The organism is Elusimicrobium minutum Pei191 (assembly GCF_000020145.1).
Lineage (GTDB): Bacteria > Elusimicrobiota > Elusimicrobia > Elusimicrobiales > Elusimicrobiaceae > Elusimicrobium > Elusimicrobium minutum.
In genome coordinates this window covers 12,349-36,872 of the sequence record NC_010644.1, presented here as the reverse complement: position 1 = coordinate 36,872, position 24,524 = coordinate 12,349, and the positions used below count along the sequence as shown (strand labels likewise).

The 24,524-nt window shown below is 40.2% G+C and carries 24 protein-coding genes; 11 read left to right on the top strand and 13 right to left on the bottom strand.

Annotated elements, in window-relative coordinates; translation table 11 throughout:
- Positions 1-73: 73 nt before the first annotated feature.
- Entirely contained in the window at positions 74-943 is an 870-nt protein-coding gene (gene dapA / locus EMIN_RS00170) for a 4-hydroxy-tetrahydrodipicolinate synthase (protein WP_012414216.1), read from the bottom strand.
- A 128-nt stretch (positions 944-1,071) separates the two neighbouring features.
- Between dapA and sppA the strand changes: the two genes are divergently transcribed.
- Entirely contained in the window at positions 1,072-2,187 is a 1,116-nt protein-coding gene (gene sppA / locus EMIN_RS00165) for a signal peptide peptidase SppA (protein WP_012414215.1), read from the top strand.
- Positions 2,188-2,196: 9 nt separating this feature from the next.
- Entirely contained in the window at positions 2,197-2,769 is a 573-nt protein-coding gene (locus tag EMIN_RS00160) for a hypothetical protein (protein ID WP_012414214.1), read from the top strand.
- A 42-nt stretch (positions 2,770-2,811) separates the two neighbouring features.
- Here the strand turns inward: EMIN_RS00160 and EMIN_RS00155 are convergent, their stop codons facing one another.
- On the bottom strand, positions 2,812-3,678 hold the full coding sequence (locus tag EMIN_RS00155) for a diacylglycerol/lipid kinase family protein (RefSeq protein WP_012414213.1): 867 nt from the start codon (positions 3,676-3,678) through the stop codon (positions 2,812-2,814).
- Positions 3,675-4,001 (bottom strand): hypothetical protein, encoded by a 327-nt coding sequence (locus EMIN_RS00150; RefSeq protein WP_012414212.1) that lies wholly within the window; start codon positions 3,999-4,001, stop codon positions 3,675-3,677. Before EMIN_RS00150 ends, EMIN_RS00155 begins: the two co-directional genes overlap by 4 nt.
- A 60-nt stretch (positions 4,002-4,061) precedes the next feature.
- On the opposite strand from EMIN_RS00150, the gene alaS reads away from it, so the two are divergent.
- A complete protein-coding gene (alaS, locus tag EMIN_RS00145; RefSeq protein ID WP_012414211.1) occupies positions 4,062-6,668 on the top strand; it encodes an alanine--tRNA ligase in 2,607 nt (868 codons plus the stop codon).
- Positions 6,669-6,790: 122 nt separating this feature from the next.
- Positions 6,791-7,003 (top strand): hypothetical protein, encoded by a 213-nt coding sequence (locus EMIN_RS08660; RefSeq protein ID WP_148204446.1) that lies wholly within the window; start codon positions 6,791-6,793, stop codon positions 7,001-7,003.
- A gap of 203 nt (positions 7,004-7,206) precedes the next feature.
- Here the strand turns inward: EMIN_RS08660 and EMIN_RS00140 are convergent, their stop codons facing one another.
- Complete coding sequence (locus EMIN_RS00140) at positions 7,207-7,761, bottom strand: HD domain-containing protein (protein WP_012414210.1); 555 nt, start codon at positions 7,759-7,761, stop codon at positions 7,207-7,209.
- A gap of 42 nt (positions 7,762-7,803) precedes the next feature.
- Between EMIN_RS00140 and EMIN_RS00135 the strand changes: the two genes are divergently transcribed.
- Positions 7,804-8,601 carry a phytoene/squalene synthase family protein gene (locus EMIN_RS00135; protein WP_187146162.1) on the top strand — a complete coding sequence of 266 codons (798 nt, stop codon included), beginning with the start codon at positions 7,804-7,806 and terminating at the stop codon, positions 8,599-8,601.
- Positions 8,598-9,935 carry a tetratricopeptide repeat protein gene (locus tag EMIN_RS00130; protein WP_012414208.1) on the top strand — a complete coding sequence of 446 codons (1,338 nt, stop codon included), beginning with the start codon at positions 8,598-8,600 and terminating at the stop codon, positions 9,933-9,935. The genes EMIN_RS00135 and EMIN_RS00130 overlap by 4 nt, the downstream gene beginning before the upstream one ends.
- Here EMIN_RS00130 and cysK read toward each other — a convergent pair.
- From cysK to EMIN_RS00115, 3 genes are all read right to left on the bottom strand, one after another.
- A complete protein-coding gene (gene cysK / locus EMIN_RS00125; protein ID WP_012414207.1) occupies positions 9,918-10,841 on the bottom strand; it encodes a cysteine synthase A in 924 nt (307 codons plus the stop codon). The two genes, EMIN_RS00130 and cysK, sit on opposite strands and share 18 nt — an antisense overlap.
- A gap of 1 nt (position 10,842) precedes the next feature.
- Positions 10,843-11,718 (bottom strand): site-specific tyrosine recombinase/integron integrase, encoded by an 876-nt coding sequence (gene xerA / locus EMIN_RS00120; protein WP_012414206.1) that lies wholly within the window; start codon positions 11,716-11,718, stop codon positions 10,843-10,845.
- Positions 11,719-11,874: 156 nt separating this feature from the next.
- On the bottom strand, positions 11,875-13,203 hold the full coding sequence (locus tag EMIN_RS00115) for a PhoH family protein (RefSeq protein WP_012414205.1): 1,329 nt from the start codon (positions 13,201-13,203) through the stop codon (positions 11,875-11,877).
- Positions 13,204-13,427: 224 nt separating this feature from the next.
- Here EMIN_RS00115 and EMIN_RS00110 point away from each other — a divergent pair, with 224 nt between their 5' ends.
- Positions 13,428-15,788, top strand: coding sequence for a DUF3536 domain-containing protein (locus EMIN_RS00110; RefSeq protein WP_012414204.1), 2,361 nt, complete (start codon positions 13,428-13,430; stop codon positions 15,786-15,788).
- Positions 15,789-15,818: 30 nt separating this feature from the next.
- Here the strand turns inward: EMIN_RS00110 and EMIN_RS07940 are convergent, their stop codons facing one another.
- Positions 15,819-16,565: a nucleoside phosphorylase gene (locus EMIN_RS07940; protein ID WP_012414203.1), complete on the bottom strand. Its 747-nt coding sequence runs from the start codon at positions 16,563-16,565 to the stop codon at positions 15,819-15,821.
- A 166-nt stretch (positions 16,566-16,731) separates the two neighbouring features.
- On the opposite strand from EMIN_RS07940, the gene EMIN_RS00100 reads away from it, so the two are divergent.
- Positions 16,732-17,643 (top strand): magnesium transporter CorA family protein, encoded by a 912-nt coding sequence (locus tag EMIN_RS00100; protein ID WP_012414202.1) that lies wholly within the window; start codon positions 16,732-16,734, stop codon positions 17,641-17,643.
- A 38-nt stretch (positions 17,644-17,681) separates the two neighbouring features.
- On the opposite strand, the gene EMIN_RS00095 is transcribed toward EMIN_RS00100, so the two are convergent.
- Positions 17,682-19,139, bottom strand: a complete 1,458-nt coding sequence (locus EMIN_RS00095) for an alpha-amylase family glycosyl hydrolase (RefSeq protein ID WP_012414201.1) — start codon at positions 19,137-19,139, stop codon at positions 17,682-17,684.
- A gap of 130 nt (positions 19,140-19,269) precedes the next feature.
- Here EMIN_RS00095 and EMIN_RS00090 point away from each other — a divergent pair, with 130 nt between their 5' ends.
- From EMIN_RS00090 to EMIN_RS09285, 3 genes are read left to right on the top strand one after another with little or no spacing between them, the layout of a single operon-like run.
- Entirely contained in the window at positions 19,270-20,340 is a 1,071-nt protein-coding gene (locus tag EMIN_RS00090) for a glycosyltransferase (RefSeq protein WP_012414200.1), read from the top strand.
- Position 20,341: 1 nt separating this feature from the next.
- Positions 20,342-21,316, top strand: a complete 975-nt coding sequence (gene lepB / locus EMIN_RS07935; RefSeq protein WP_012414199.1) for a signal peptidase I — start codon at positions 20,342-20,344, stop codon at positions 21,314-21,316.
- 52 nt (positions 21,317-21,368) lie between these two features.
- On the top strand, positions 21,369-21,950 hold the full coding sequence (locus tag EMIN_RS09285; RefSeq protein WP_012414198.1) for a type IV pilin protein: 582 nt from the start codon (positions 21,369-21,371) through the stop codon (positions 21,948-21,950).
- Positions 21,951-22,157: 207 nt separating this feature from the next.
- Here EMIN_RS09285 and rd read toward each other — a convergent pair whose 3' ends face one another.
- The 4 genes from rd to EMIN_RS00060 are packed head-to-tail and all read right to left on the bottom strand — an operon-like array spanning position 22,158 to position 24,512.
- Complete coding sequence (gene rd, locus EMIN_RS00075; RefSeq protein ID WP_012414197.1) at positions 22,158-22,316, bottom strand: rubredoxin; 159 nt, start codon at positions 22,314-22,316, stop codon at positions 22,158-22,160.
- 44 nt (positions 22,317-22,360) lie between these two features.
- Positions 22,361-22,861 carry a flavin reductase family protein gene (locus tag EMIN_RS00070; protein WP_012414196.1) on the bottom strand — a complete coding sequence of 167 codons (501 nt, stop codon included), beginning with the start codon at positions 22,859-22,861 and terminating at the stop codon, positions 22,361-22,363.
- Positions 22,854-24,056 (bottom strand): FprA family A-type flavoprotein, encoded by a 1,203-nt coding sequence (locus EMIN_RS00065; protein ID WP_012414195.1) that lies wholly within the window; start codon positions 24,054-24,056, stop codon positions 22,854-22,856. Before EMIN_RS00065 ends, EMIN_RS00070 begins: the two co-directional genes overlap by 8 nt.
- Before the next feature lie 60 nt (positions 24,057-24,116).
- A complete protein-coding gene (locus tag EMIN_RS00060; RefSeq protein ID WP_012414194.1) occupies positions 24,117-24,512 on the bottom strand; it encodes a desulfoferrodoxin in 396 nt (131 codons plus the stop codon).
- Between the last annotated feature and the right edge of the window lie 12 nt (positions 24,513-24,524).

Below are 24,524 nucleotides of genomic sequence, written 5' to 3'. Positions count from 1 at the left end.
AATTCCAAATAAGTATCATACAGCTATAACTATTATTATAATATATACAGCAACAAAACTTACTGTTTTATTGCTAATTTATAAAAAAGCTTTTATCCGCATTTTTTACCAAAGAATCTATTTTCTTTTTATTTTCGTCTGAAATAGGGCCTAAAGGCAGGCGCACCACCGCGCTGCAAAAACCAAGTTTATTTAAAATATATTTAACGCAGGTGGGGTTTGTTTCGTAGTAGCAGGCGGAAATAAGCTCATACGCGTCTGCAAAAGTTTTAAAGTCTTTAGGATCTTTAAACATTTTTACAAACACCGGAGACAGCGCATTACACGCCGCCGAAATAATGCCTTTGGCGTTTAAAGAAAGCATTTGTAAAAACAAATCGTCGTTACCGCAAATTATGTCTATTTTTGTGGAAAGCTCAACCGCTTCACAGGTTATATGCGATATATCATAGTCGGACTCTTTTACCCCTTTTATCATGGGAATTTTCTCAACAAGTTCTTTCATAAGTTTAACGGGAACTTTAAGCCCCGTTCTGCCGGGAATATGATAAAGAATTATAGGTTTTTCAAGTTTAGCAACCTCCGCGTAATGCGCGGCAAGTCCGCTGGGATTGGGTTTATTGTAATACGGGGTTACAATTAAAAAAGCGTCGGGATTATAGGGCAAAAATTCTTTGGCGTTTTCAAAAGTGTCCTCTGTGGAATTAGAACCCGCGCCTATTATAATTTTAACTCTGCCGTTAATAACTTTTTTAGCAAAAGCCACGATATCATGTTTTTCTTGTTTGGAAAGGGTGGGCGTTTCCGCCGTTGTGCCCAATAAAACAAAGCCTACTATTCCGCTTGCGATATTAGCTTCTATAATTTTTTCCATCGCTGGAAAATCTATTTGCCCTTTTTCGCCAAAAGGCGTTATCAACGCTGTAAATACGCCGTTAAACATAATATCCTCCGTTCCAACAGTTAAATTATTTTTATAATTCTAGCATTTTAATAATATACTCTGTGCAGCCTTCTGTTAATTTGCTAAACTTTTTTTGTAGAAGAGTTTTGATTTTTACGGAGAAGAAAATGGATACAGAGAAAAACAGCGGTTTCCCTGAATTTACGGACGGGAATGCCCAAGAAAAAAAAGAGGATATTATTTTAACTCCCTCCGCAGAGACACCCCTGCCTATAGCCCAAACAAAAGAAACCGGGCCCAAAGAGTCTAAAAAAAGCAACTCCGGGGGCAAAAACTGGTTAAGCGTATTGGTTTTATTGTTTTTTGTTTCCTCAATCAGCGGACTTTATATAATTTTTTCGGGCGGAATTTGCAAAAAAGAAACAAAAACAGAATCCTCTTTACCCAGGCTATCTTCCCAGGCAAGACATGGTGAAACAGGCGTAGCCGTTATAAGAATAAGAGGCGTTATAACGGAACCGCAGGCCAGCTCGTGGAGAGACCAGTCCGCCAGCTCAATAGCTAGAAGAATACGAACAACAGCCGATAAAGACAATGTTAAAGCCATTATAATTGATATTAACTCGCCGGGAGGAACAGTCGCCGCGGTGCAAGATATTTACAACGCCATTTTATACGCCAGGCAGGTAAAAAATAAAAAAGTTGTGGCTTTATTTAGAGATGTTTCCGCCAGCGGCGGGTATTATATAGCCGTGGCTTGCGACAAAATTGTCGCGCAGCCCGGCACGCTTACAGGCTCTATAGGCGTAATTTTCCAAACAGGCAATTTTGAAGGGCTTATGAATAAAATAGGCGTTTCATTTTCGACAATAAAATCAGGCCAGCATAAAGACATAGGTTCCCCTTACAGAAAAATGACGGAGGAAGAAAGAACTTTACTGCAAGAGCTTATTGACGACTCCTACAACCAGTTTTTAGACGTGGTTAAAACAGGAAGGCCGAACATGAACCCCGTTGAGCTTAAAGTTTACGCGGACGGCAGAATATTTACGGGCAGAAAAGCATTTAGCATAGGGCTTATTGACGCGCTTGGCGGCGAAGAAGAGGCCTTAAAAATAGCGGGCGAACTTGCCGACATAAAAGACCCAAAAATAATTTCAAACAGACCGACAACGTTTCGTGAATGGTTATCATCCTTAGACCCGGAAATGTCAAGCAAAACTTTAGACAGACAAATTGAAGCCATCTCCTCGCCCAAAGTAGCCTATTTGTGGACGAATTAAGAGGTTAAAATGAATGCATTTTACTCGAATATTTTGAATTTATTTAATTCAAAAGAAGAATATTTAAAAAATTTGGTTAATACCCGCTCGCTGGGTTTTGGTATGCTGGGGTATTTAGCGGGCGCGTTTTGCTTAACCTTCTTTTTAAATTTTTCAACAGGCTGCGGGCCTTGGTCTTTCCTGGGGCAGACCTTTCTGTATTTCGTGCTTATGGTTTTAAGCGCGTTTTTCTTTGCCTCTGTAACCCAAATGTTTTTGGATTTAACCGCAAAAACAGGCAACGCACCCGGGCTTTTTGCCCTTATCGGAATAAGCGAATTTGCTAAAATTTTGCTTATATGCGGCGTTCTTATAGCGGGCCTTACAAAAGGTAATACTACGGCCATGTCCGCCGTTTTCGCCATTGTTCTTATATGCCAGCTTGTTTGGCTTATAAGCCTTGTGGCAAAAGCTTATACAATGAAAAAAGGAATGGTTGTCCTTTCGCTGTTGGCGACAATAATTCCTTCTTTTATCGCGGTAGTCGTTATGGTTTTCCTCACCATAGCGGGTATTGTTGGGTTAATAATAAGCTTAGTTTAATTTATAACAATAAAAAAAGCGCCTTTTAAAAAGGCGCTTTTTTTATTGTCCAACCGTTAGAATTTTTATACAAGATTTAATTATTTTCACCGTTATTTTGTTTGTGGCGGCTTTTTTAGGCTCGCCGTCAACATGGTAATACAAAGCCTCGTCCGAAAATATTTCCGCGTTTTGTATTTTATCAACAACCGTTGGGTCAAGCGGCCTGAATTCGGAATTAAAAAAAGACGGAAGACTCAAAGCTAGCCTAAATAAATTTTTGGGCAAAACCTGCACCATATCAAGAAGACCGTCCGTTAAACTTGCTTTTGGAGCTATCTTAAATTCCGAGCCGTACTGCCTTCCGTTAGCGAAAACAAGCGTAAGCGGATTTATTTTCATTTCCTTACCGTCCGCTACAACCGTTAAATGTTTAGGTTTGTAAGTAAAAACAGTTTTTGCTCCTATTAAAAAATATGGAAGCATTCCTCTTTTGCCGTGCCTGGCAAAAGCGTGCGCTATAACAGCTTCTATGCCGACTCCGGCCACGTTAATAAAAAAATCGTCATTAATCTGCCCCATATCGCAAAGCACGGGCTTAGCCTGCTGCAGTTGGACAAGCGCTTTAAGGTTGTTTGTGGACATTCCTATTTCACGCGCGAATCCGTTTCCGCTGCCTCTGGGTATTATTCCTAAAGCGGTATCAGTATTTTTTAACGCCGAAGCGGTTTCGTTTATAGTGCCGTCCCCGCCGCAGGCTATAACGCTTTTATATCCTTTCGCCGCGGCGTGGGCCGCTATTTCACCGGCGTGCCCCGCGCGCTCGGTAAATTTAACTTCGGCTTCCGGGAAAAAATTTTTTACGGTTAACGCAAATTCCGCCCCGTCTTTTTTAGCGCCGCTGTTTGGGTTAACAATAAAAAGCGTCATAGCTTTTTTATGTCTTCTAATTTGGCTATGGCTTCGGAAACAGCGTCAACTTTTACAAGGTTAACGCCTATTGTAGATACTCTTGCCCCTACGGAAACCATAAAAAACATAAGCAAAGCGTGCACAACAAGGTTTAAAGTAGCGGCGCCTTCAGGCGAATTTACGCCCATAGGCCCGTATTGCGTGTTTACGCTGAAATTCATTGTGTTTAAAACTTTAACGGGCGCCTGTTTATTTACAAACACCTTAAACATTGAAATTGTCGCGAAGAAAATTAAGGCCAAACCCACACAAAGTAAAAAATATCCTATTATTTTGTTCATTACTCACTCCTATAGGCAAAATGCTATACTTTAATTATATATTTTTATAGAGGATTTTATATGGACAGCAAAGAAATACGCGCTTCATTTTTAAATTTTTTTAAGTCAAAAGGTTGTACGGTTGTAGCTTCAAGCTCCCTTATTCCCCAGGCGGACCCGACTTTACTTTTTACCTCAGCCGGAATGGTTCAGTTTAAAGCTAATTTTTTAGGCTTGGATAAAAGCCTTCACCGTGCCGTTACCTGCCAAAAATGCGTGCGCACAACAGATATTGACAGCGTTGGTTTTACAAACCGCCATCTTACGTTTTTTGAAATGCTGGGCAATTTTTCTTTCGGTGATTATTTTAAAGAACAAGCCATAAACTGGGCTTGGGAATATTTAACACAAACGCTGCAAATACCGGCGGAAAAACTTTATGTAAGCATTTATAAAGGCGGCATTGCCGAGCGCGATAACGAAGCATATAATTTCTGGCTTAAACACCTTCCTAAAGAAAAAATTTTTGAACTGGGCGAAAAGGATAATTTTTGGACAATGGGCCCCACGGGTCCCTGCGGCCCGTGTTCTGAAATTTATTATGATTTTGGCGATAAAGGCTGCAAAAACAAAAACTGCAACATCGAGTGCGACTGCGGCCGGTTTGTTGAGATTTGGAACATTGTTTTTACCCAATTTGACAGAAAAGACGACGGTTCCATAGTGCCCCTTTCGCAAAAAAACATTGATACCGGCATGGGGCTTGAACGCCTTGTAATGGCCATGCAAAATGTACAAAGCCCTTTTGAAACGGACCTTTTTACCCCTACAATTAACGAAGCAAAAAAATTATTGAAAATTGAAGGGAAAATAAAAGAGGAAATATCCACTTTAAGAATAGTGTCAGATCATATAAGAAGCTCAGTCTTTTTAATATCGGAAGGTATTTTACCTTCTAACGAAGGCCGCGGGTATATTTTACGCCGCTTAATACGCCGCGCTTTAAGATACGGCAAATTAGCCGGCGTTAAAGGCCCTTTTTTACACCTGCTTGTAAGCGTAATTGATTTGCATTTTGGCGAAATTTACCCTGAAATCAGAAATAATAAAAACTATATTTCCTCAGTTATAAAAACGGAAGAAGAGGCCTTTTTTAAAACACTTGAAAACGGTGAAGAAAGACTTGAGGACATTATTAAAAAAAGCAAAAAAACTATAAGCGGCGAAAACGCTTTTTATCTGTACGAAACCTTCGGTTTTCCCGTTGAATTAACTAAAGAAATAGCCTTGGCAAAAGGACTTGCTTTAGATGAAGAATCTTTTGAAAAAGCAAAAAAAGAGGCACGCGAAAAAAGTCGTTCCTACGCGGATGAGTTTAGCAAAGAAAAGCTTGTTGTTTTACAAAAAATAGAAAACAGTCTTAAAAACACTTTTGTAGGGTACGAACAAATACAAACCAAATCAAAAGTCCTTATTGTTTTAAATGATAAATTTGAGCAGGTAAAAGAACTTTCCGGCCCGGGCTACGCCGTGCTTGATAAAACGCCTTTTTACGCCACGGGCGGCGGACAGATGGGAGACAGAGGGGCCTTTTCCTGGAAAGACGGGCAAGCCCTGGTTTCAACCGCGGAAAAACCTTTATCAAACATCATTTTGCACGCTGTTGAAGTTTCGGGCGTTTTAAAAGAAGGCTCTGAAATTGAAGTAAAAATTGACCCGGTTAACCGCAAAAAAACAGCTGCTAACCATACTGCCGTGCACTTAATTAATGAGGCGCTGCGCCAGGTAATAGGCGAAAGCGTGCATCAGGCGGGTTCTTTTGTATCGGCCGATGTTTTCAGGTTTGACTACACTGCACCGCACGCGCCTACCTCTGAACAGCTTGCCAGAGTGTTTGAAATGGCAAACAACGCCGTTATACGCGCGCATCCCGTTAACTGTGAAATACGCCCATTAGAGGACGCTAAAAAATTAGGTGCGGTTACCCTTGTGGGCGAACAATATGCCGACCCTGCCAGATTTGTTATGGTAGGAGCTAACTTTAACGAGCCTTCCTTAAAATACAGTTTAGAGCTTTGCGGCGGAACACACGTTAACAATACCTCGGAAATTATTACTGTAATACTTATTAAAGAAGGCGCCCTTTCCGCCGGGGTAAGGCGTATAGAAGGCGTTGCCGGCATCGCAGCGATAGACTATTTAAAAGAAAATACGCATGCTTTAAGCGCCATGGCAAAAACGCTTGAAACTTCTTTAAAAGAAGTGCCCGCCAGAGTCAATTCCGTACTGGAAGATTTAAAAGCCGCTAAAAAAGAAATAGCCTCTTTAAGGCAAAAACTTTTAACCGGGGGATCCGGCGGAACCCAGGTAAAAGAAGACGTTTTAAACGGGAAGAAAATTATTTCCATGAAAGCAGAGGGCGCCAACCCCAAAGAATTAAGAACGCTGGCCGACAGCTTAAGCCAAAAACATAAAGACGCAGTAATCGTTATAGCCGTAGATAACGGGGACAGGCGTTCATTTGTGGTAAAAAAGGCCGAGGGCAGCAACACCGACGCCTGCACGCTCGCCAAAGGTTTGGCGGGCAAAATGGAAGGCAGTGCCGGCGGCAAGGCTGATTTTGCCCAAGGCGGCTGTAAAGTAACGGATTGGAATGAGTTTTTAAAAACAATAAAAGAATTGCTTTAATAGAACCCGTCTATAAAACACCCCGGGCGTTAGTCCGGGGTGTTTTTTGTTTCAAAACTTCACATTGCGGTTTTACCCAATAATAAACAGCCACGTCTCCGCAGCAGCAAGGCGGGGGTGTTGTGAAATCAGGATACTATCCATCCCCCGGTTTACGCAGGGGGTGCTGCGCTCTCTCACAAAAAAAGCCCTTCTTTTCAGAGGGGTTTTTCCCGCAAAATTTTCAAACAGACCCAAATGAAGAGAGCGGAGAAGTAACTGCTTCTCCGCTCCCCGAATCTTTAATGCGTGCCCTCTACACGCTTTTCTTATTCCAAACCGCCAAGGTACTATAAACCCATTTTATTATAGTCCCTCTAACCGCCGCCTTTGAGCGGTAAACTTACCGCCTTCAGGCCTAAAACTTAGGAGGCTCAAGCCAAACGGCTCGTGATAAAGAGAATATTTTCCTCTTTTTCGTTTGCCTCCATGATTAAAGTATAACGCGTTAAAGCTTATAAGCAAGTCCCAAAAAGGTCCCATTTAGGACGTCCGCCGCCTAAAGACCAAGAGACGGGGCCGCGTCTTGCATGGCTTTTAAAGACATCTCGGCAAAGCGTTCAAAAGGAATGCCTATTTTTTCACATTCCAAAATTTTTTCCCTGCTAACGCCGGCCGCGAAACGGTTTTCTTTCATGCGTTTTGTTATTGATTTAACTTTAACGGAGGCTACTTTTTTGTCCGGATAAATAAGAGCTATGGCGGTTATAAAACCGCTTATGGTTTCGCATGCGGTCAAAGCTATGTCAAGCTTTTTTTCTCTAGTTAAATTTTTAACTTCGGCGTTATGCATTTCAATAGCGTCAATAACATCGTCATCTACTTTGCCTTGTAAAATCGGGCGGGATTCAAAAGCGTGGCGCATATGATCGCCACCGGTAAGTTCAACGTCAATATCGTGCAGCAACCCCGCGATACCCCATTTTTCCTCCTCCTCTCCAAGTTCTTTTGCCGCGGCCCTCATAATAGCTTCGGATGCTAAGCTGTGTTTTATCATAGCATCGCTTTTTATATGCTCTTTAAGTAAAGCAAGCGCTTCCTCTCTGGTTATCATAGCAGACTCCTTACATTTCAGTAAAATGGTAAAATGATATATATGAATACATCTTACAAAAAATCTAACTTCGGCTCAGCATTTTTATTTTTAAGCAAAGAAAAAAAAGAGGCCTTATCCGTTATATACGCTTTTTGCCGCATAGTTGACGATATTGTAGATGAGCAGCACCCCAACGCGCAAGACGAGCTTGATTTTTGGAAAAAAGAATTAGATTCAGTATTTTCTGCGGCTACGCCGCAAACGAAGCTCGGCAAAGACCTTCAAAAACAGGTGCCTTTATTTAATTTAACCAAAAAGAATTTTTTGCTTTTAATTGAAGGAATGGAAATGGATTTACACCAGCGCTCCTACAAAACGTTTGATGAACTTAAGGAATATTTCTATAGAGTCGCGGGCGTGGTAGGCCTTATGTGCTGTGAGGTTTTCGGCGCCAAGGGCGATGATGCGCGCAACTACGCCATAACCTTAGGCAACGCTGTACAAATGACAAATATTATACGCGATATCTATGAGGACGCCGAAATTGGCCGGATATACATACCGTCTGAAGATTTACAAAAATTTGACATTACGCCAAAAGATATCAAGAATAAGTGTATGGCCCGTTTGGCTCCTTTGCTTAAAATGGAAGGGGAAAAGGCCAAACAGCTTTTTAAAACCGCTAAAGAAAGCTTTCCTTCGGAATATAAAAGCGCTTTAAAACCCGCAGTAATCATGGGCGCGGTATATGAGGCTATCTTAGATAAAATAGCCGCTAAAAAATATAAATTTAATAAAAAAGTGCGTTTAAGCAAACTAAAAAAAATATCTGTGCTACTTAAGGCTTTGATAAAATGAAACGATTTCTGTTCGCAGTGTTTATTTTTATGGTAGGCTTTGCTTTTGCCCAGCACCAGAGCATAACCGAGTGCCTGGACGAGGGTAAAAGGTCTTTTGCCAAATCTAACCTGGATAAATCACAGCAAACGTTTTTGGACTGTTATTCTATGGATCCCGAAAATGTTGACGTGCTTATAAGCCTGGCCAGTATTTATTTGGCCCAGAATAATTTATCCGCCGCTAAAAACTTTTTTGAAAAAGCATTAACTCTTCTTCCTTCAACTTCCCCTTACCACGCATACTGCCATTCAAGATTAGGGGATATTTACTTTAAACAAGGGGATTTTAAAACCGCCAAACAACATTACGAAAAATCTTTAAAATATAATTACGCCAACGTAAACTCCATTATCGGCCGCGGCGTTATTTTAGAATATGAGGGCTTTCCGGCAGAAGCGGCAAGAGCATACCGCACGGCTTTAGCGGTTGAGCCGTATAACCCCATAGCCAGGGAAAACTACAGAAGGCTTGAACCTTTGATTATTACTGAAAACGAAATGCTTGACGCGCTTAAAGAAAGAAACGCCGTCCCCCAGGACGCGCAAGCTGTTACGCTTGAAAACAAGGATTTATATTTAAAAATACACCGCGCGGAACAGAGTATGGGCATTGAATATCTTAAAGACAAATATAAGGGAAAAGTACCCAAAGGACTTATTGTTGAGAAAAATACTGGCACACCCGAGCTTCGCTTCATGCTTACCGAAAAAGGATATAACGAAGTTATGCGCATTATGAGCAGAGACGCCGTAAATTTTTTCGCGCGCGCAAAAGTGCCCCCTTCACAAATTTACCAGCTTAGAGATTTGCGCGGACTTCTTGTTTTTGATGATAAAGGCATTTTAACCGAGGAAGGCATAGGCGTTTACAGTAAAGCGCTTGAAGGAGAACGCGCCTTTTTGTTGCCTACCGAAAAAATGCCCGCAAGTAAAAAAGATTTAGACGCTTTAGACGCTTTGGTAAAAAAAGGGCTGGTTGAAATTTCTTCAAAAGAGTACTCTTATATAAAAGAAAAAACAGATTGCTCAGATGAAACTTTAAAAACAAAACTGGCCGTTACAACGCTTCCTTTTAACAAAACCTTACGATACTTTGTAATGCCGCCTTCCCAAACGGGTGATTTGGACACCGACGTCAGGGCTTTTCCTTACTATTACGCTGTTAATCACCGCAAAGACAGCTTTTACGGGGAGAATAAAAAACAACCCGTTCATTCTTCCTTTTTCGGAACCGGCGGGAACAAAGATATAAAACTTTGCAATAAAAGCGGTATTTTAGTTTACGGCCCATAACGGAGTGCTTAAATAACGCTCTCCGGTGTCGGGCAGTAAAACAATAATATTTTTTCCCTTATACTCATTTTTTTTGCTTATTTCCAAAGCGGCGCTCATGGCGGCCCCGCTTGAAATACCCGCGAAAACGCCTTCTTTAACAGCAAGTTCGCGCGAGCAAAAGTAAGCGTCTTCTTCTTTTACTTTAATAATTTCATCAATTATTTTTGTGTTTAACACTTTAGGAATAAAGCCTGCCCCTATGCCTTGCAAATTATGCGGCGCGGGGTCTCCGCCTGAAAGTACGGGGGATTTAAAAGGCTCAACGGCAACAATTTTTGTTTGCTTTTTTTCTTTTAAAACTTCGCCAACGCCGGTTATTGTTCCGCCTGTTCCAACGCCGGCAACAAAACAGTCAACGCTTTCGCCTTCCATGGCGTTTAAAATTTCAACAGCAGTAGTCTGCCTGTGTATGGCGGGGTTGGCGGGGTTGCCGAACTGGTCGGCAAAAAAAGAGCCGGGAGTGTTTTGTAAAATTTTTTGCGCCGCCTCAATAGCCCCTTTCATGCCTTTTTCTTTCGGCGTTAAAATTAATTTTGTTCCCAAAGCAGTCAAAACGGCACGCCTTTCCACACTTACGCTTTCGGGCATGGTAAGAATAAGTTTATATCCTTTAGCTGCGGCTATAAACGCAAGGCCTATTCCAGTATTACCGCTGCTGGCTTCAACTATAGTACCGCCTGTTTTTAAAGTACCGTCTTCCTCCGCCGTTTTAATAATGCAATACGCAAGCCTGTCTTTAACACTGCTTAAAGGGTTAAAACTTTCAAGCTTAAGATATATGTTAGCTCCGTTACAATCGATATTATTTACTTTAACAAGCGGAGTGTTGCCCACTGCCGCAAGAATATTATTTAATTTTCTCATGCTACCCCCTGGGATGAAACTTTTTATGTTTTTCTTTTAAACTCTGTACGTCTAAATGAGTATAAATCTGCGTTGTCTGCAAATCTGCGTGGCCAAGCATTTCTTGCAAACTTCTCAAATCCGCGCCGCCTATAAGCAAATGTGTCGCAAAAGTGTGCCTGAATAAATGCGGGTGTAAAGAACGCTCTATCCCGGCAAGCCTGCCAAGGTCATTAACATCTTTCCACACGCTCATGCGGCTTATTTTTTTACCGTTTTTATTTATAAAAATTTCAGACGCGCTTTCCTTTCCTTTTAAATATTTTTCCCTTTCGGACAAATAAATTTCCAACACTTTTACGGCACGATCATGAATGGGAATAAAACGCTGTTTGGCGCCTTTGCCATAGGCAAGCACCCATTTATCTTTAAGATTAACACTTTCAATCCTTAAAGAAACAAGCTCGCTAACACGAAGGCCGCAGGCGTAAAATAATTCCAAAATTGTAAGAGTTCGTATTTCCGCGAATGTTTTTGGAGGGAAAGATAACAGACGGCTAATTTCTTCTTTGGTTAAAGTTTCCGGTATTTTTTGGGTAAGCTTGGGGGACAGCAAAAAACGGCACGGATCCTCTTTTATATCACCGTTAATTATTAAATATTTATAAAAACTTTTAACGGCTTGCGTTTTTCTGAAAACGCTTTTAGGAGAAAGCCCTTTTTGTTTTAAATGGTAAATATATTCGTCTATAAAATCAGGACGGACGTTTTGCGGCGCGGTATTGTTTTCCTCGCAGAAAGCAAAAAAATCCCCTACGTCATTTGTATAAGCGTATATTGTGTTTTTAGATAACTGCCTTTCAAATGAAAGGTAATTTTTAAAGTCCAACATGTCCATAATTTAATTATAATAAAAAGCCCGCGCGCGCCATTGTAAAAAAGTTTTTAATAATATTCACGCGCCGCTGTTTTACCCGCCTGTTTTGATATTGCTTCCGTGAGTTTAAAAAAATATAAAAAAAGCGCGGGTTTTAAACCCGCGCTTTTTTTGTTTTTAAAGCAGATGCGACGCCAAGTCCGCCAGGCGGCTGCGTTCGGTTTTTGTAAATGTTACGTGTCCGTGGTTTTTTTGTCCTTTAAACCTGTCAACTAAATAGGTAAGGCCGTTTGATTCCGCGTCCAAATAAGGCGTGTCAATTTGGTAAGGATCGCCCGTGACAACGACTTTGGTGCCTTCGCCCGCGCGGGTTAAAATGGTTTTCATTTCATGCGGCGTAAGGTTTTGCGCGTCATCAACAATCATATATTGTTGCGGCAAGCTGCGGCCTCTTATATGCGTAATTGAAGCGATTTCAACTTTACCGGAATCTAAAATATATTTAGCCTTTTCCTCGCCTTCATCGGGGTTCCTGCGGTCGGCCAGGAAAGCCATATTATCATAAATAGCGCCCATCCATACTTCAAGTTTTTCTTCTTTTGTGCCCGGTAAAAAGCCGATATCTTTACCTACAGGAACTATGGAACGGCAAACAACAAGCCTTCTGTATTTTTCTTCGTCTAAAGTTCTTTGTAAACCGGTAGCTAACGTAATTAAGGTTTTACCCGTGCCTGCCGCACCGACTAAGGTAACAATGTCTAAACTGTCGTCTAACAAAAGTTCCATGGCAAAACGCTGTTCCTTATTTAAAGGTTTTATACCCCATGCCACAGGCTCTGTTTGAGATAAAAGTTTTACGTTTGGCTCACCATTGTTGCCCACGCGGCCGATAGCCGATTTTTTGCTTCCGTCATTAGATTTAAAAATTATAAATTGGTTTGGATAATATGTGCCGGCCGCAGGTAACGGCACGGTTTTGTTTTTATAAAGAGCGTCTATTACGGATGCATCCGTCTCCACTTCCGCAACGCCGGTATAAAGTTCGCTAAAGTTAATTTTATCCGTTATAAAATCTTGCGCTTCAATACCCAAAGCCTCAGATTTTAAGCGTAAATTTGTGTCTTTTGTAACTATAATAACGGGTTTTTTGTTGGTTTTGCGGGTTTCTTCTTTTAATTTAAGAGAGTAGGCTATATTTAAAATACCGTTGTCTGATTTATTAAAAACAAACCCAGTAGGAAGCACGTTGGCCCTTTCCATTTCTATTCTTAACGTTCCGCCGCTGTTTGTGGGTACGCCTTCGCTAAGGCGACCTTTTTCCCTGTAAGAATCTAAAGCGCGCGATACTATTCTGGCGTTTTTGCCCCTTTCGTCCGAATGGGTTTTAAAATTATCAAGCTCCTCTATAACAACTATGGGAACAATTATTTCATTATCTTCAAACGCTTCCATTGCCTGTACGTCATGCAGCAACACATTAGTATCCAAAACATATATTTTTTTCATAGCCTTGTCTCCCTCAACATAGCAAATAAATTCTTACAGCCGTTAAAAAATTTTTAACGGGAAAAATAAAATAATATTCTTCCACCTTTAAAAAATTATTCTTCTTGTAAATATAGTATCAATATTCCCCTAAAAAAACAAATCATTTTTTATTTGTCCGGTGCTTAAAATTCGGCGCGTAAACGCAAGTCGACACTCTTCCCATTAAAATATATAATGTGCGTATGAAATATTTATGTATACATGGACATTTTTACCAACCTCCTAGAGAAAACGCCTGGACAGACGCCATTGATTACCAGGAAAGCGCCTTTCCTTATCATGACTGGAACGATCGCATTTGCGCGGAGTGTTACCAACCTAACACCAAATCAAGGGTTTTAGACGGGGACAAAAACCTTATAGCTTTGGTTAATAATTATTCTTCAATAAGTTTTAACTTCGGCCCCACTCTTTTATCCTGGATGGAGGAAAAGCAGCCCGATGTTTACCGCGCCATTTTAGAGGCGGACAGATTAAGTATGAAAAAGTTTAACGGCCACGGCAGTGCCTTAGCGCAGGTTTATAACCATATGATAATGCCGCTAGCCAATGAACGCGACAAACGCACGCAGATAATTTGGGGCATAGAGGACTTTAAAAAAAGATTCCAACGTTTTCCCGAAGGAATGTGGCTTGCAGAAACCGCTTGCGACACTCCTACTCTTGAACTGCTTGCCGAACAGGGTATAAAATTTACCATTTTGGCTCCCGGCCAATGCGCAAAAACAAGAAAAATCGGTGATAAAAACTGGCTTGAAACACCTAACGCCTCAGTAGATCCCAAAAAACCTTATTTATGCAATTTGCCCTCAGGTAAAACAATTACTTTATTTTTTTATGACGGGCCGATATCACAGGGCATCGCTTTTAGCGACACTTTAAAAAGCGGGGAAAATTTTGCCGCCAAATTAATGGGCGCGTTTACGGACGCTTCTAAAAAAGACACGGAACTAGTGCACATAGCCACGGACGGGGAAACCTACGGGCATCATCAAAAATTCGCGGATATGGCTCTTGCCTACTGTCTTAAACAGGTTGAAGATAAAAGCCTTGCCAAAATAACAATTTACGGCGAGTTTTTAGAAAAATTCCCCCCAAAATACGAAGCGAAAATAAATGAAAATTCTTCCTGGAGCTGCTTTCACGGCGTTGAAAGATGGCGAAGCAACTGCGGATGCAACAGCGGCATGCACCAAGGCTGGAACCAAAAGTGGCGAGCTCCTTTAAGAGCGGCGCTTGATTTAATAAGAGAATCTTTTATTAAAACCTTTGAAACAAAAGGAAGCGAGTTTTACCATGACGTTTGGGACGCGAGAAACGCCTACATCTCTTTTGTGCTTGACCGCAAACCCGAAATGCTTGAAAGTTTTTTTAAAGCAAAAGGAAAAGAACGAGTTTGGCAAGACAGGCAAACTGCCGTTGATTTAATGGAAATGCAGCATAACGCCATGCTTATGTATACAAGCTGCGGCTGGTTTTTTGACGAGATAAGTGGCATTGAAACTGTGCAAATAATGCAATACGCGGCCAAAGCGATAGAGCTTCACAAAAATATTAACGGAATTGATTTGGAAGCTGATTTTATAAACAAACTTTCCGAGGCGCAAAGCAATATTGCGGAACTCGGCAACGGCGGTAATATTTACGAGCGTTTTGTAAAAACCGCCGCTTTCACAAGCCAAAAAGCCGCCGTGCACTACGCGCTTACTCGCACGTTTAACCATGAAGATATTAAGGAAATTTATTCTTACACCGTATCCGACAGCCAGTTAAAGGAAATAGAAACGGGCACTACAAAAGCCGTTACGGGCAAAGCGGTGTTTACTTCTAAAATAGACTTCCGCAGCAGTGAAGAATTTTTTGTATTGCTTTATTCGCAAGATTATAGAATTGTGTGTTTTTGCTCCGAAAAACCTTTAATAACGTTTGAGGAGATAAAAAATATTATAGAAAACAATTCTACTGACGAAGCCATAGAACAACTGCAAAAGAATATTCCGTCCTCTTTTACTCTTTCCGACCTCGTAAAAGACGCGCAGAGGGTAGTTTCTTCCAAAATACTAAAAAAGCTACACGCAACAACCACCGAGGCTTTTGACACCGTGTTTAACTCGCAGTATCCGCTTTTAAGAGAGTTAAAATATATAGGAACGCCGATACCAAAGCCGTTTTTTTATGTGGCTATTTTTGTGCTGCTTGAGGATTTAAAGGAAGAAATTTCTTCCGGCAATACAGACCCCGCCAGAATTGAGGAAATGCTTGAGGACTGCCGTAGTTTAAATACAGAAATTAATTTCGCTCCCGTAAAAGATATGGCTCAAAAAAAATTACAAAAAATCTGCCTGGAGTTTAAAGAAAACCCGGACAGGGAACACGCCCTTGCTGTTATTGAGCTGCTTTCTATACTGCAAAGCACACCTTTCGCGCCGGATGTTTTCTTTGGGCAGGAGGACGTTTTTACAGCGCTTAAAAGCCTGCCAAAAGTTACCAGGGACGAATCCGCCTTTAAGGTTTTAGCAAGAAAAATGAAAGTAAGAATATAATAAAAAAATCCGCCTTTAGGCGGGTTTTTTTTATTTAAAAGCTTTTATGCAGCAATCTAAAAGAATATGCATATTTTTATCTATGTCTTTATGTCCGAAGGCGGGCTCCCACTTCAAAGAGGCCAAACTGTCGCTTATAACAAAAGCGGCAGATAAATCAACTTTATGATGCTCGGCTATGGCAAAAGCCGCGGCGGCTTCCATCTCAACAGTCACAATTCCTTGTTTTTGGTAAAAAAGAACTTCGGAAACAGTTTCCCTGAACAAAGCATCCGTGGTCCATGTAGGGCCATGGGAAAAGGAACGCTTTTCTTGCTTAAAAACATTTTCTAATTTTTTGTTTAATGTTTTGGACGGGAAAGAAAAGGCGTCGCCGGGCGCAATATAATTTGCAGAGACGCCCTCGTCTCTTAAAGCTTTTTCACAAAGGACTATTTCGGCCGTTTTTATATCTTTCTGTAAAGCGCCAGCTATGCCTATTAAAAAAAAGTTTTTGCAACCCAACGCCACAAGAACTTCCATCATCATCGCAAAGGCGGGGCTTCCCATGCCGAAATTGGTTACAAAAGCGCAGTTGTGTTTTTCCAAAATATAAATATCGCCGTCAAGACGGTAAAATTTGTTTTTATAGTTATTTTGAACAATTTTTGTAAGCATTGAAACAGGGCAAATAATAATATTTTCAGGAAGGGATAGATCACATTTAATGTGGTTAATATAGTTTTGCGCTCCCGAAAGAGGTTTTTCCGAATATTTTTTATCTTTATTGTATATCATGTTTGTTATTTCCTTGTTTTAATTTTATCACATTTATCTATACACCGTCTTTTTCAACTTAAGAGGCTAAAAAAGTCTTTTAAAAAATTGATATATATGAGATAATAAGATTTACAGGACTTTAAAGCAGTTACTCTGTAAACCCAAAATTCCAAACAGGGGCTTTATGAGAAAGTACGAAATAGAATACGGTAAAATAGTGGAAACTTTCAGCGATTCCGCCCCTATTTTATTGTTTTCAAACCCCACGGCGGACGAGCAAAGATTCTTAATACAAAAGCTTAATATTGACGAGCACACTTTGGCTTCAGCATTAGACCCGGAAGAGCTTCCCCGTCTTGAGTTTGAGCCTGACCACGCCGCTATCATTTTTAAGCGACCTAAAAATTATTCCGGTAAAGACCAGCTTGAATTTAAAGTAGCGTCAATGGGTTTATTTGTTTATGAAGAAAGGCTGGTGATAGTTATTTCAGAGGATATTCCTCTTTTTATCGGCAAAAGGTTTTTAAATGTTACGGGGCTGCATGATATATTTTTAAAACTAATATATAACTCCATTTCGCACTATGTTGAGCATTTGCGCGTTATAAACATGATATCTGAAGAAATTGAGGACAAAATGTCTGAATCTTTAGACAATAAATACCTTTTAAATTTATTTAGCTTGGAAAAAAGTTTGGTATATTATGCGAACGCCATAAGCTCAAACGGATTTGTGTTTGAAAAGTTAAGAAATTTATCTTCCCGCATAGGGCTTGAGGAAAACAGCCGCGAAATGCTTGACGATATTATAGTTGAAAACGCGCAATGTCAAAGGCAGGCTGAAATTAACTCAAATGTATTGGCCTCTTTAATAGGCGCCAGAGCAAATATCGTAAGCAATAACCTTAACGTTCTTATTAAACACCTTAACGCCGTAACCATATGGCTGATGATGCCTACCTTTGTTGTAAGCGCTTTCTCAATGAACGTCCGCATACCAATGGCCGAGCATCCAAACGCGTTTTGGATGATTATGGGCCTTGCGGTAATCTCCGTATGGCTTATTATTACTTATTGGAAACACAGAAACTGGTAGATTTTAAAAACAAAAACCCCGCATAAAGCGGGGTTTTTTTAAATGGTAGTACCGTATATTTTAATCTCGTATGGTTTAAGTTGTAGCGTAATCCCGTTTTTATATGCTTCTTCAACGGGAATATCAACCGGTTTTCCCGCGATGTCATCTTTAAGTTCTTTAAATTTAAAACGTTTTAAAGTAACCTTACAAACAGCTTCGGCGTTTGAATAATTTATAACAACAATTTTATGCTCAATGCCTTGAACCCAGCTGCAGCACAAAACATTTTTGTAAGTAAGACTGTCGTTTACTGACAGAACTTTTTTAACCGTCCATTGTCCGCCGTGAAAAGAAGGATGGTTAATAATACTTAAAAGTTTTTGGTAAAAAGATATTATCTCCTCATCATCTTTTTCAGATTCCAAAGTATATTGTACGGGAATCTTTTCTTTATGCCCCAAAATTTGGTCTAAGCTAAACATTTTTGCGCCGGGAATTGTTGAAATTATAGCCGCGGCCGCTAAAGATTTTTCCTTACCAAAAGCTTTTAACGCGGACTCTTCATCGTGGTTAGAAATAAAACGTATAGAACGCATTTGAAATAAGTGTTCCGCCCCTAAGTGCGCTTCTATAGCTTCAGCTGTGGAAAATCTTAATCTGTCATACAAAACTTTATCGTAAGTATAGTCAAAACCCATTTCCTGTATATCCCACTCAAGGCCCCAATAAACTTCGGCAATAAAGGAAAACAACGGATTTATATTTTTGATTTTACTTACAGCTTTTGTCCAAAATTCTTCTTTAGGATAATCATACTTAAGGTAGTTTCCCCAAGTGTCTTTCATTACTTTGTTTAATGAAAGCATTGACATGTCGCACCTTACTCCGTCGCAGAAAGAAGATATCCTTTCCAAACATTGCAACATATATTCCTGTGTCTTAGGATTAAAATAGTTAAGCTGCGCAGTATCCGTCCACGGGGGAAAGTAAGGGTCCCTCCCATGGGCTATAAAAACGCCTTTTTCCGTTCGGAAAAACCATTCCGGATTTTGAGCGGGCGCTTCCATGCCGGTGTTAATAAAAAAATCGGGATTTTCTAAGGTTTGCGGATGGTCAATTGCAAAATGATTACCCACAAAATCTAAAAGAAGCGCTACTCCTCTTTCGTTTAAACGCTGCCTAAAGTTTTTAAGCCCGTCCTCAGTGCCCAAATCAGGGTCTATAGTATAGTCATAAATTGCGTAAGGAGACCCTGCGATATACTTTTTATCATAATTGGGATTAAAAGCAGCTATCGCTCTTTTTATTTCCTCATTATTTTGTGCTACTTCCCGGGCTTCCGGGCTGCGTTTCCAAATGCCCATAAGCCAAACAGCGTCAAAGCCGTATTTTTTAAACTTATCAAGTTCCTCGTCAGGAACATGGCAAAGCGGAATTTTTTTGCCATATTTTTCACTCAGTTTGTTGAGCCAAACTGCTGTATTTATTTCAAGAATATGAGGATTTGTTCTCATATAAACCCCTGCCTGAATTAATTTCTTATTTTTGTGTGTGCTTTATGGTTAAAGTATATATAACTTTTTTTAAAAAAGATAGTTCTGAACCGGCAACTTACCCAACGTCTTAAGTTTGTATAATTTAATAATGAGAATTATATATGTAACAACATCTACTGACGCCGGCGGCGCGGAAAAGGCGGTTTTCGACTTAGCTTTAACATTATCTAAAGAAAATACCGTTAAAGTCATAAGCTTAAAACCGTTAGGTTTTTTTGCGCAAAAACTTACCCTGGAGGGGGTGGAAACAACTTCATTAAATATGGGGTATTTTCCATCTCCGGCAGCTCTTTTTAAATTAAAAAAAGAAATTGCTTCCTTCAAGCCCGATGTTGTACACGCCGTTATGTACCGCGCCATACAAATGTGCAGAATGATAAAAAAAGATTTTAAACTTTTTACAACGCCTCACACAAACTATCGCAGCAAAAGCAAATTTTTAAGAATTATAGATGCGGCGTTAAAAATAAAAGATGATTTAAGTTTAGCAGAATCAAACTCCACGGCGGATTTTTTGCTTGTTAACCAAGCCTATAAAAAAGAAAAAGTAAAAATTATTTTAAACACGGTTTCTTCCGCTTTTTTCCCCGATGAAAACGCGCGCAAAGAATTACGCAAAGAACTTAACGTCGAAGATAAAACCGTTTTTATTAACGTGGCGAGGCTGGCTGAGGAGAAAGGACAGGTGTTTCTTTTAAACGCTTTTGCTAAAATATACAGGAAAAACCCCGACACCGTTTTATGGCTTGCGGGAGAGGGCAAAAAACGCAAAGAACTTGAAAATATAGCCGACATTTTAAAAATAAAACAGAATATTGTCTTTTGGGGTTTTAGGGAAGATGTTGAAAAACTTTTAAACGCGGCTGATATTTTTATTTTGCCTTCGCTTTCGGAAAGCATGTCTCTTGCTTTAACGGAAGCGATATCTTGCGGCCTTCCCGTTATAGCAAGCGACGCGGGCGATAACGCCCTAATATGCCAGCACGGCAAAAACGGTTTTATTTGCAACACAAAAGACCCTGTTATGCTTGCTGCTTTTATGCAGGAACTTAAAGACAATAAAAAATTAAGAAAAAATTTTTCTTCGGTTTCTTTAAAACAAGCAGCCGAGTTAAAAAAAGATTACGCCAAAGAACATATGCAAATTTATAGGAGTTAAAATGGAAACAAGACTTTTTATTATAGGCGCGGTTATGCTTGCCTGGGCCATAACCGCCAAAATTTTAAAGAAAAAAAATCTTCTTGAAAACAAATTTATTTTTACCGCTCTTCATGTTATTTTTATAGCCACGGTAACTTTTTTGGCCTTCTGGCTTTTTGACTTTGTGTCAAACGGCGGCGACGTGGCTATGATTGAATTCTCTTTAACAAAAACTTTAATACGCGCGGCCATTATTATAGCGTTTTGTATATGGGGCGCGGTTGCCTCTTTTAAAGGAGACGGGAAAAAAAGAATTAAAATTTTCGCTAAAGATTATGAATGGGCCGATACTATTTATTTCTCTGCGCTGCTCGCGGCTTTTGTAATGTTCTTTTTTGTGCAGGCTTTTAAAATACCTTCCGCGTCAATGAGAAATACTTTGATAGAAGGAGACCACCTGTTTGTTAACAAAGCCGTTTACGGCTTCAGAATTCCTTTAACAAGTGTACGTTTCGGACAGTTTAGGGATATTAAAAAAGGCGATGTCATTATTTTTGCTTTTCCTTCAACAACAAAAGACCAAATTAACTGCGGAGGCCCGCAGTTCGGAAGGGATTATGTAAAAAGAATTATCGCTTTGCCCGGAGATAAAGTTGAAATAAAAGGCGAACAGGTTTTTGTTAATGATATCAAGCAAGAGCATCAAAGTTATGAGGTTTTTGACGCAACGGAAAGATATTCCTTTAAAAACTTTGAACAGCAAAAAGAATACCAAAAGAAATGGGAAGATATGGTTCTTGAAAATTATTACGGCATGTTGCTGCGCGACCAGTTCGGCCCCGTTATAGTGCCCGAAGGCCATTACTTTGTTATGGGCGATAATAGAGATTATTCCTGCGATTCCCGCTTTTGGGGCCCGGTACCGAGAGAAAATATTAAAGGCAAGGTGTGGTTCATCCACTTTCCTTTTTCAAGAGCAAGATTTATTAAATAAATTTAATATACTTATAAATAGTTGTTAAAAAAATCAAAAAAGAGATAAAAAAATGAAACAAAAATACCCTATATATTGCTTCATTGTGTGCTTTTTACATACGAAAAATAAAGCTTTTACCCTTATCGAGCTGCTGGTTGTGGTTCTTATTATAGGAATACTTGCCGCAATCGCCGTGCCTCAATACCAAAAAGCAGTGCAAAAAAGCCGACTTGCAGAAGCCTTGGTTTTAGTAAAAGCCGTAGCTGACGCGCAAAGGCGGCATTTCCTGGCTAACGGGGAATATACTATTGACTTTGAATCCTTAGACATAGATGTCTCCGGCGGCCCGGCCAACGCCCAAACCGGTTCCCAAACTAAAAAGGTAGGCAATAATCTTTCCTTACAGTTACGGGGAGAAAAGGGATTAAAAGCCGGCAACGGTTTTTATGTTATGGGCGGAATAATGAACGCTGCTAAAGACGGCACGCCGCTTGCTGTCCGCTGGATGCCGGATGAAGAGGCTTTGGTATGCACTGCTTATGGAACCGACCAAAGCGCAATAGCCGTTTGCAAAACATTCGGCAAAGAGATACCCTGTCCGGCTACGATAGCCACGTCCGGGTACAATTTTACCTGCATCTCAATAAATTAAGTTTTTTAATAAAACACAAATGTCCCACCGCCCGGGGTTTCTTCTGTTCTAAAGCTTTACTTTGCAGTTTCATTTAACAATAAACAACACCTCCGCCTTGCTGCCGCGGAGGTGTTGTGAAATTAGAAAACTATCCATTCCCCGGCTTACGCAGGGGGTGTTGCGTACTCTAATAAAAAAGGCCGCTTTAAAAAGCGGCCTTTTTTATTACATAGGTGAAAACTGGTCTTTACCTACTCCGCAAGCCGGGCAAACCCAATCCGCAGGAACTTGCTCCCAAGGTGTGCCGGCGGTAATCCCGCTGTCCGGATCGCCCGCGGCAGGATCATAAATATAACCACAAACATTGCATACGTATTTTTGCATAATTTTTCACTCTCCCCTAATTATATTTTCTACATATTACTAAATTATTCGTGTGTTGCGCCTTTAGGAGTTTTACCTTTAATTACATTATGGTAATAATCATAAGTAAGGCATTTATCCTGAGTAAAATTTTCAGTCTCTTTTACTAAGCCTACAATAATGTAGTGGGTTCCTACGTCTATTATCTTTTCAACCTCGGCTTCGTAACAAGCGGTTGTATGTTCAAGCACAATTGGCGCGCCCAAAACACCTTTTTTATATTTGACATTGGCAAACTTATCAAAGGTACGGCCTGTTCTAAAGCCGAAAATTCCTATAAAAGGCAACGCCGTGTTTTGCGCAAGCGGCATAGCGGCAAAAACTTTGCTTTCTAAAATATATTCACAGGTAAGGCTGTTTTTATTTATAGCAGCCATGATTTTCGCAGGCTCGGACGACACCTGTACCAAAGAATTAACTATCATAGCATTTATTTTATCCCCTTTAAAGGAAGATACTATATAAAGGCCGTAAGATATTTTTTTAAACGCGTTTAAATCAATCATTCATCTTCTCCGCCAGTTTTTGTGAAATCCTTAAGCCGAATTCTTCCGCTTTTTTCAAATCTTCTTCAGTGGGAACAAAGTTTATTTTAAGCGCGGGCTCAACAATTTCAATTTTCATATCTTCAAGTTCTTTTGTAAGGCTGTCTATGGGAGCGGGGGCCCATCCGTAGGAACCGAAAGCCGCGCCTATTAAATTTTTAAATCTCATACCTTTAATGTAAAACAAAGCGTCGCCTAAAGACGGGAACAGATTAGAATTCATAACCGGTGACCCTAAAATAAGCGCGCCAGAATCTAAAAGCTCCGTCACCACGTCGCTTCTGTGCTCGCTGTGTAAAAACATAACTTTAACTTTTGTTCCGCCCTGTCTAAGACCTTCAGCGATAGCCTCGGCAAGTTTATTTGTGCTGCCCCACATTGAATCGTACACAATAACCGCTTTATTTGTAAATTTTTGCGTAGCAAAACGTTTGTACAAATCAACAATTTTACCTATGTCTTTACGCCAAATAAAACCATGGTCGGGAGCTATCATTTTTACTTTGCCCAAAAGCCCGGAAGCGCCGGCAAAGTCTAAAAATTTTAAAGCTATATCGCTGTAAGGCGTGATAATGTTGGCATAATATTTCACACATTCGTATATCCAGTCTTTCTCATCATTCTCGTCGTCAAAAAGTTTGCTTGTGGCGTAATGCATGCCGAAAATATCGTTTGAAAATAAAACACCCTCCCCTTCAAGCAAAGAAACCATGCTGTCCGGCCAGTGCAGCATGCGCGATTCATAAAACGTTATTTTATCCCCGCCGATATCAATGCTGTCTCCTGTTTTAACGGTTTTTATTTTAAGATTTTCATGAAGCTGCAAATCGATATTTTTTAAACCCATTGTTGAGGCGTACACTTCCTCAGGTTTTATAGCGGCTACAGTCTTGGGTAAAGCGCCGCTGTGGTCCATTTCCGCATGGTTAGAAATTATTATTTTAATTTTTTTGGGATCTATGACAGAAGAAATCCTGCTCATCATTTCATCATAAAAATGTTCTTTAACAGTATCAATAAGAGTAGGCTTTTCCCCCAAAACCAAATACGCATTATACGTGGTGCCGCGCTTTGTGGAATATCCGTGGAAATCCCTTAAATTCCAGTCAATGGCGCCGACCCAGTATACTTTTTCACTTATTTTTATAGCCTTCATATTTATTGTCCCCCTCACACAATTATGCCAAGGCTAAAAAGCCTTGGCACGCAGACTGCTTTATTTTTGAACTTCTTTTGTTGACCAAAGCCCGTGAAGATTGCAGTATTCCCTTGCTAAAACTTTTTGGGACTTTGTTTTAAATTCCGCTACCGGCTTGTCGCCCGGGTTAAGATGTTTTCTCATAACTTTGTTACATTCTTCACAAATAAGCTCAATCCATTCAATATGGTGTTCCTCAGTCATAGGATGTTCAACACTGCCTATTTGAACTTTGTATCCGTCAGCCGTTTTTGTAACAAACGGCACATGTTTTTCTTTGGCCGCGTCTACTGTGTTTTCCGTCTGAAGAACCATAGGCTTGCCGCAGCAGGTAAGTTCCCCTACGGAAGCATGAACAACTTCAACAATGTTGCCGCAAACGGAACATTTGTAAATCTCGTTTAATTTTGTCATAATCCCCAACTC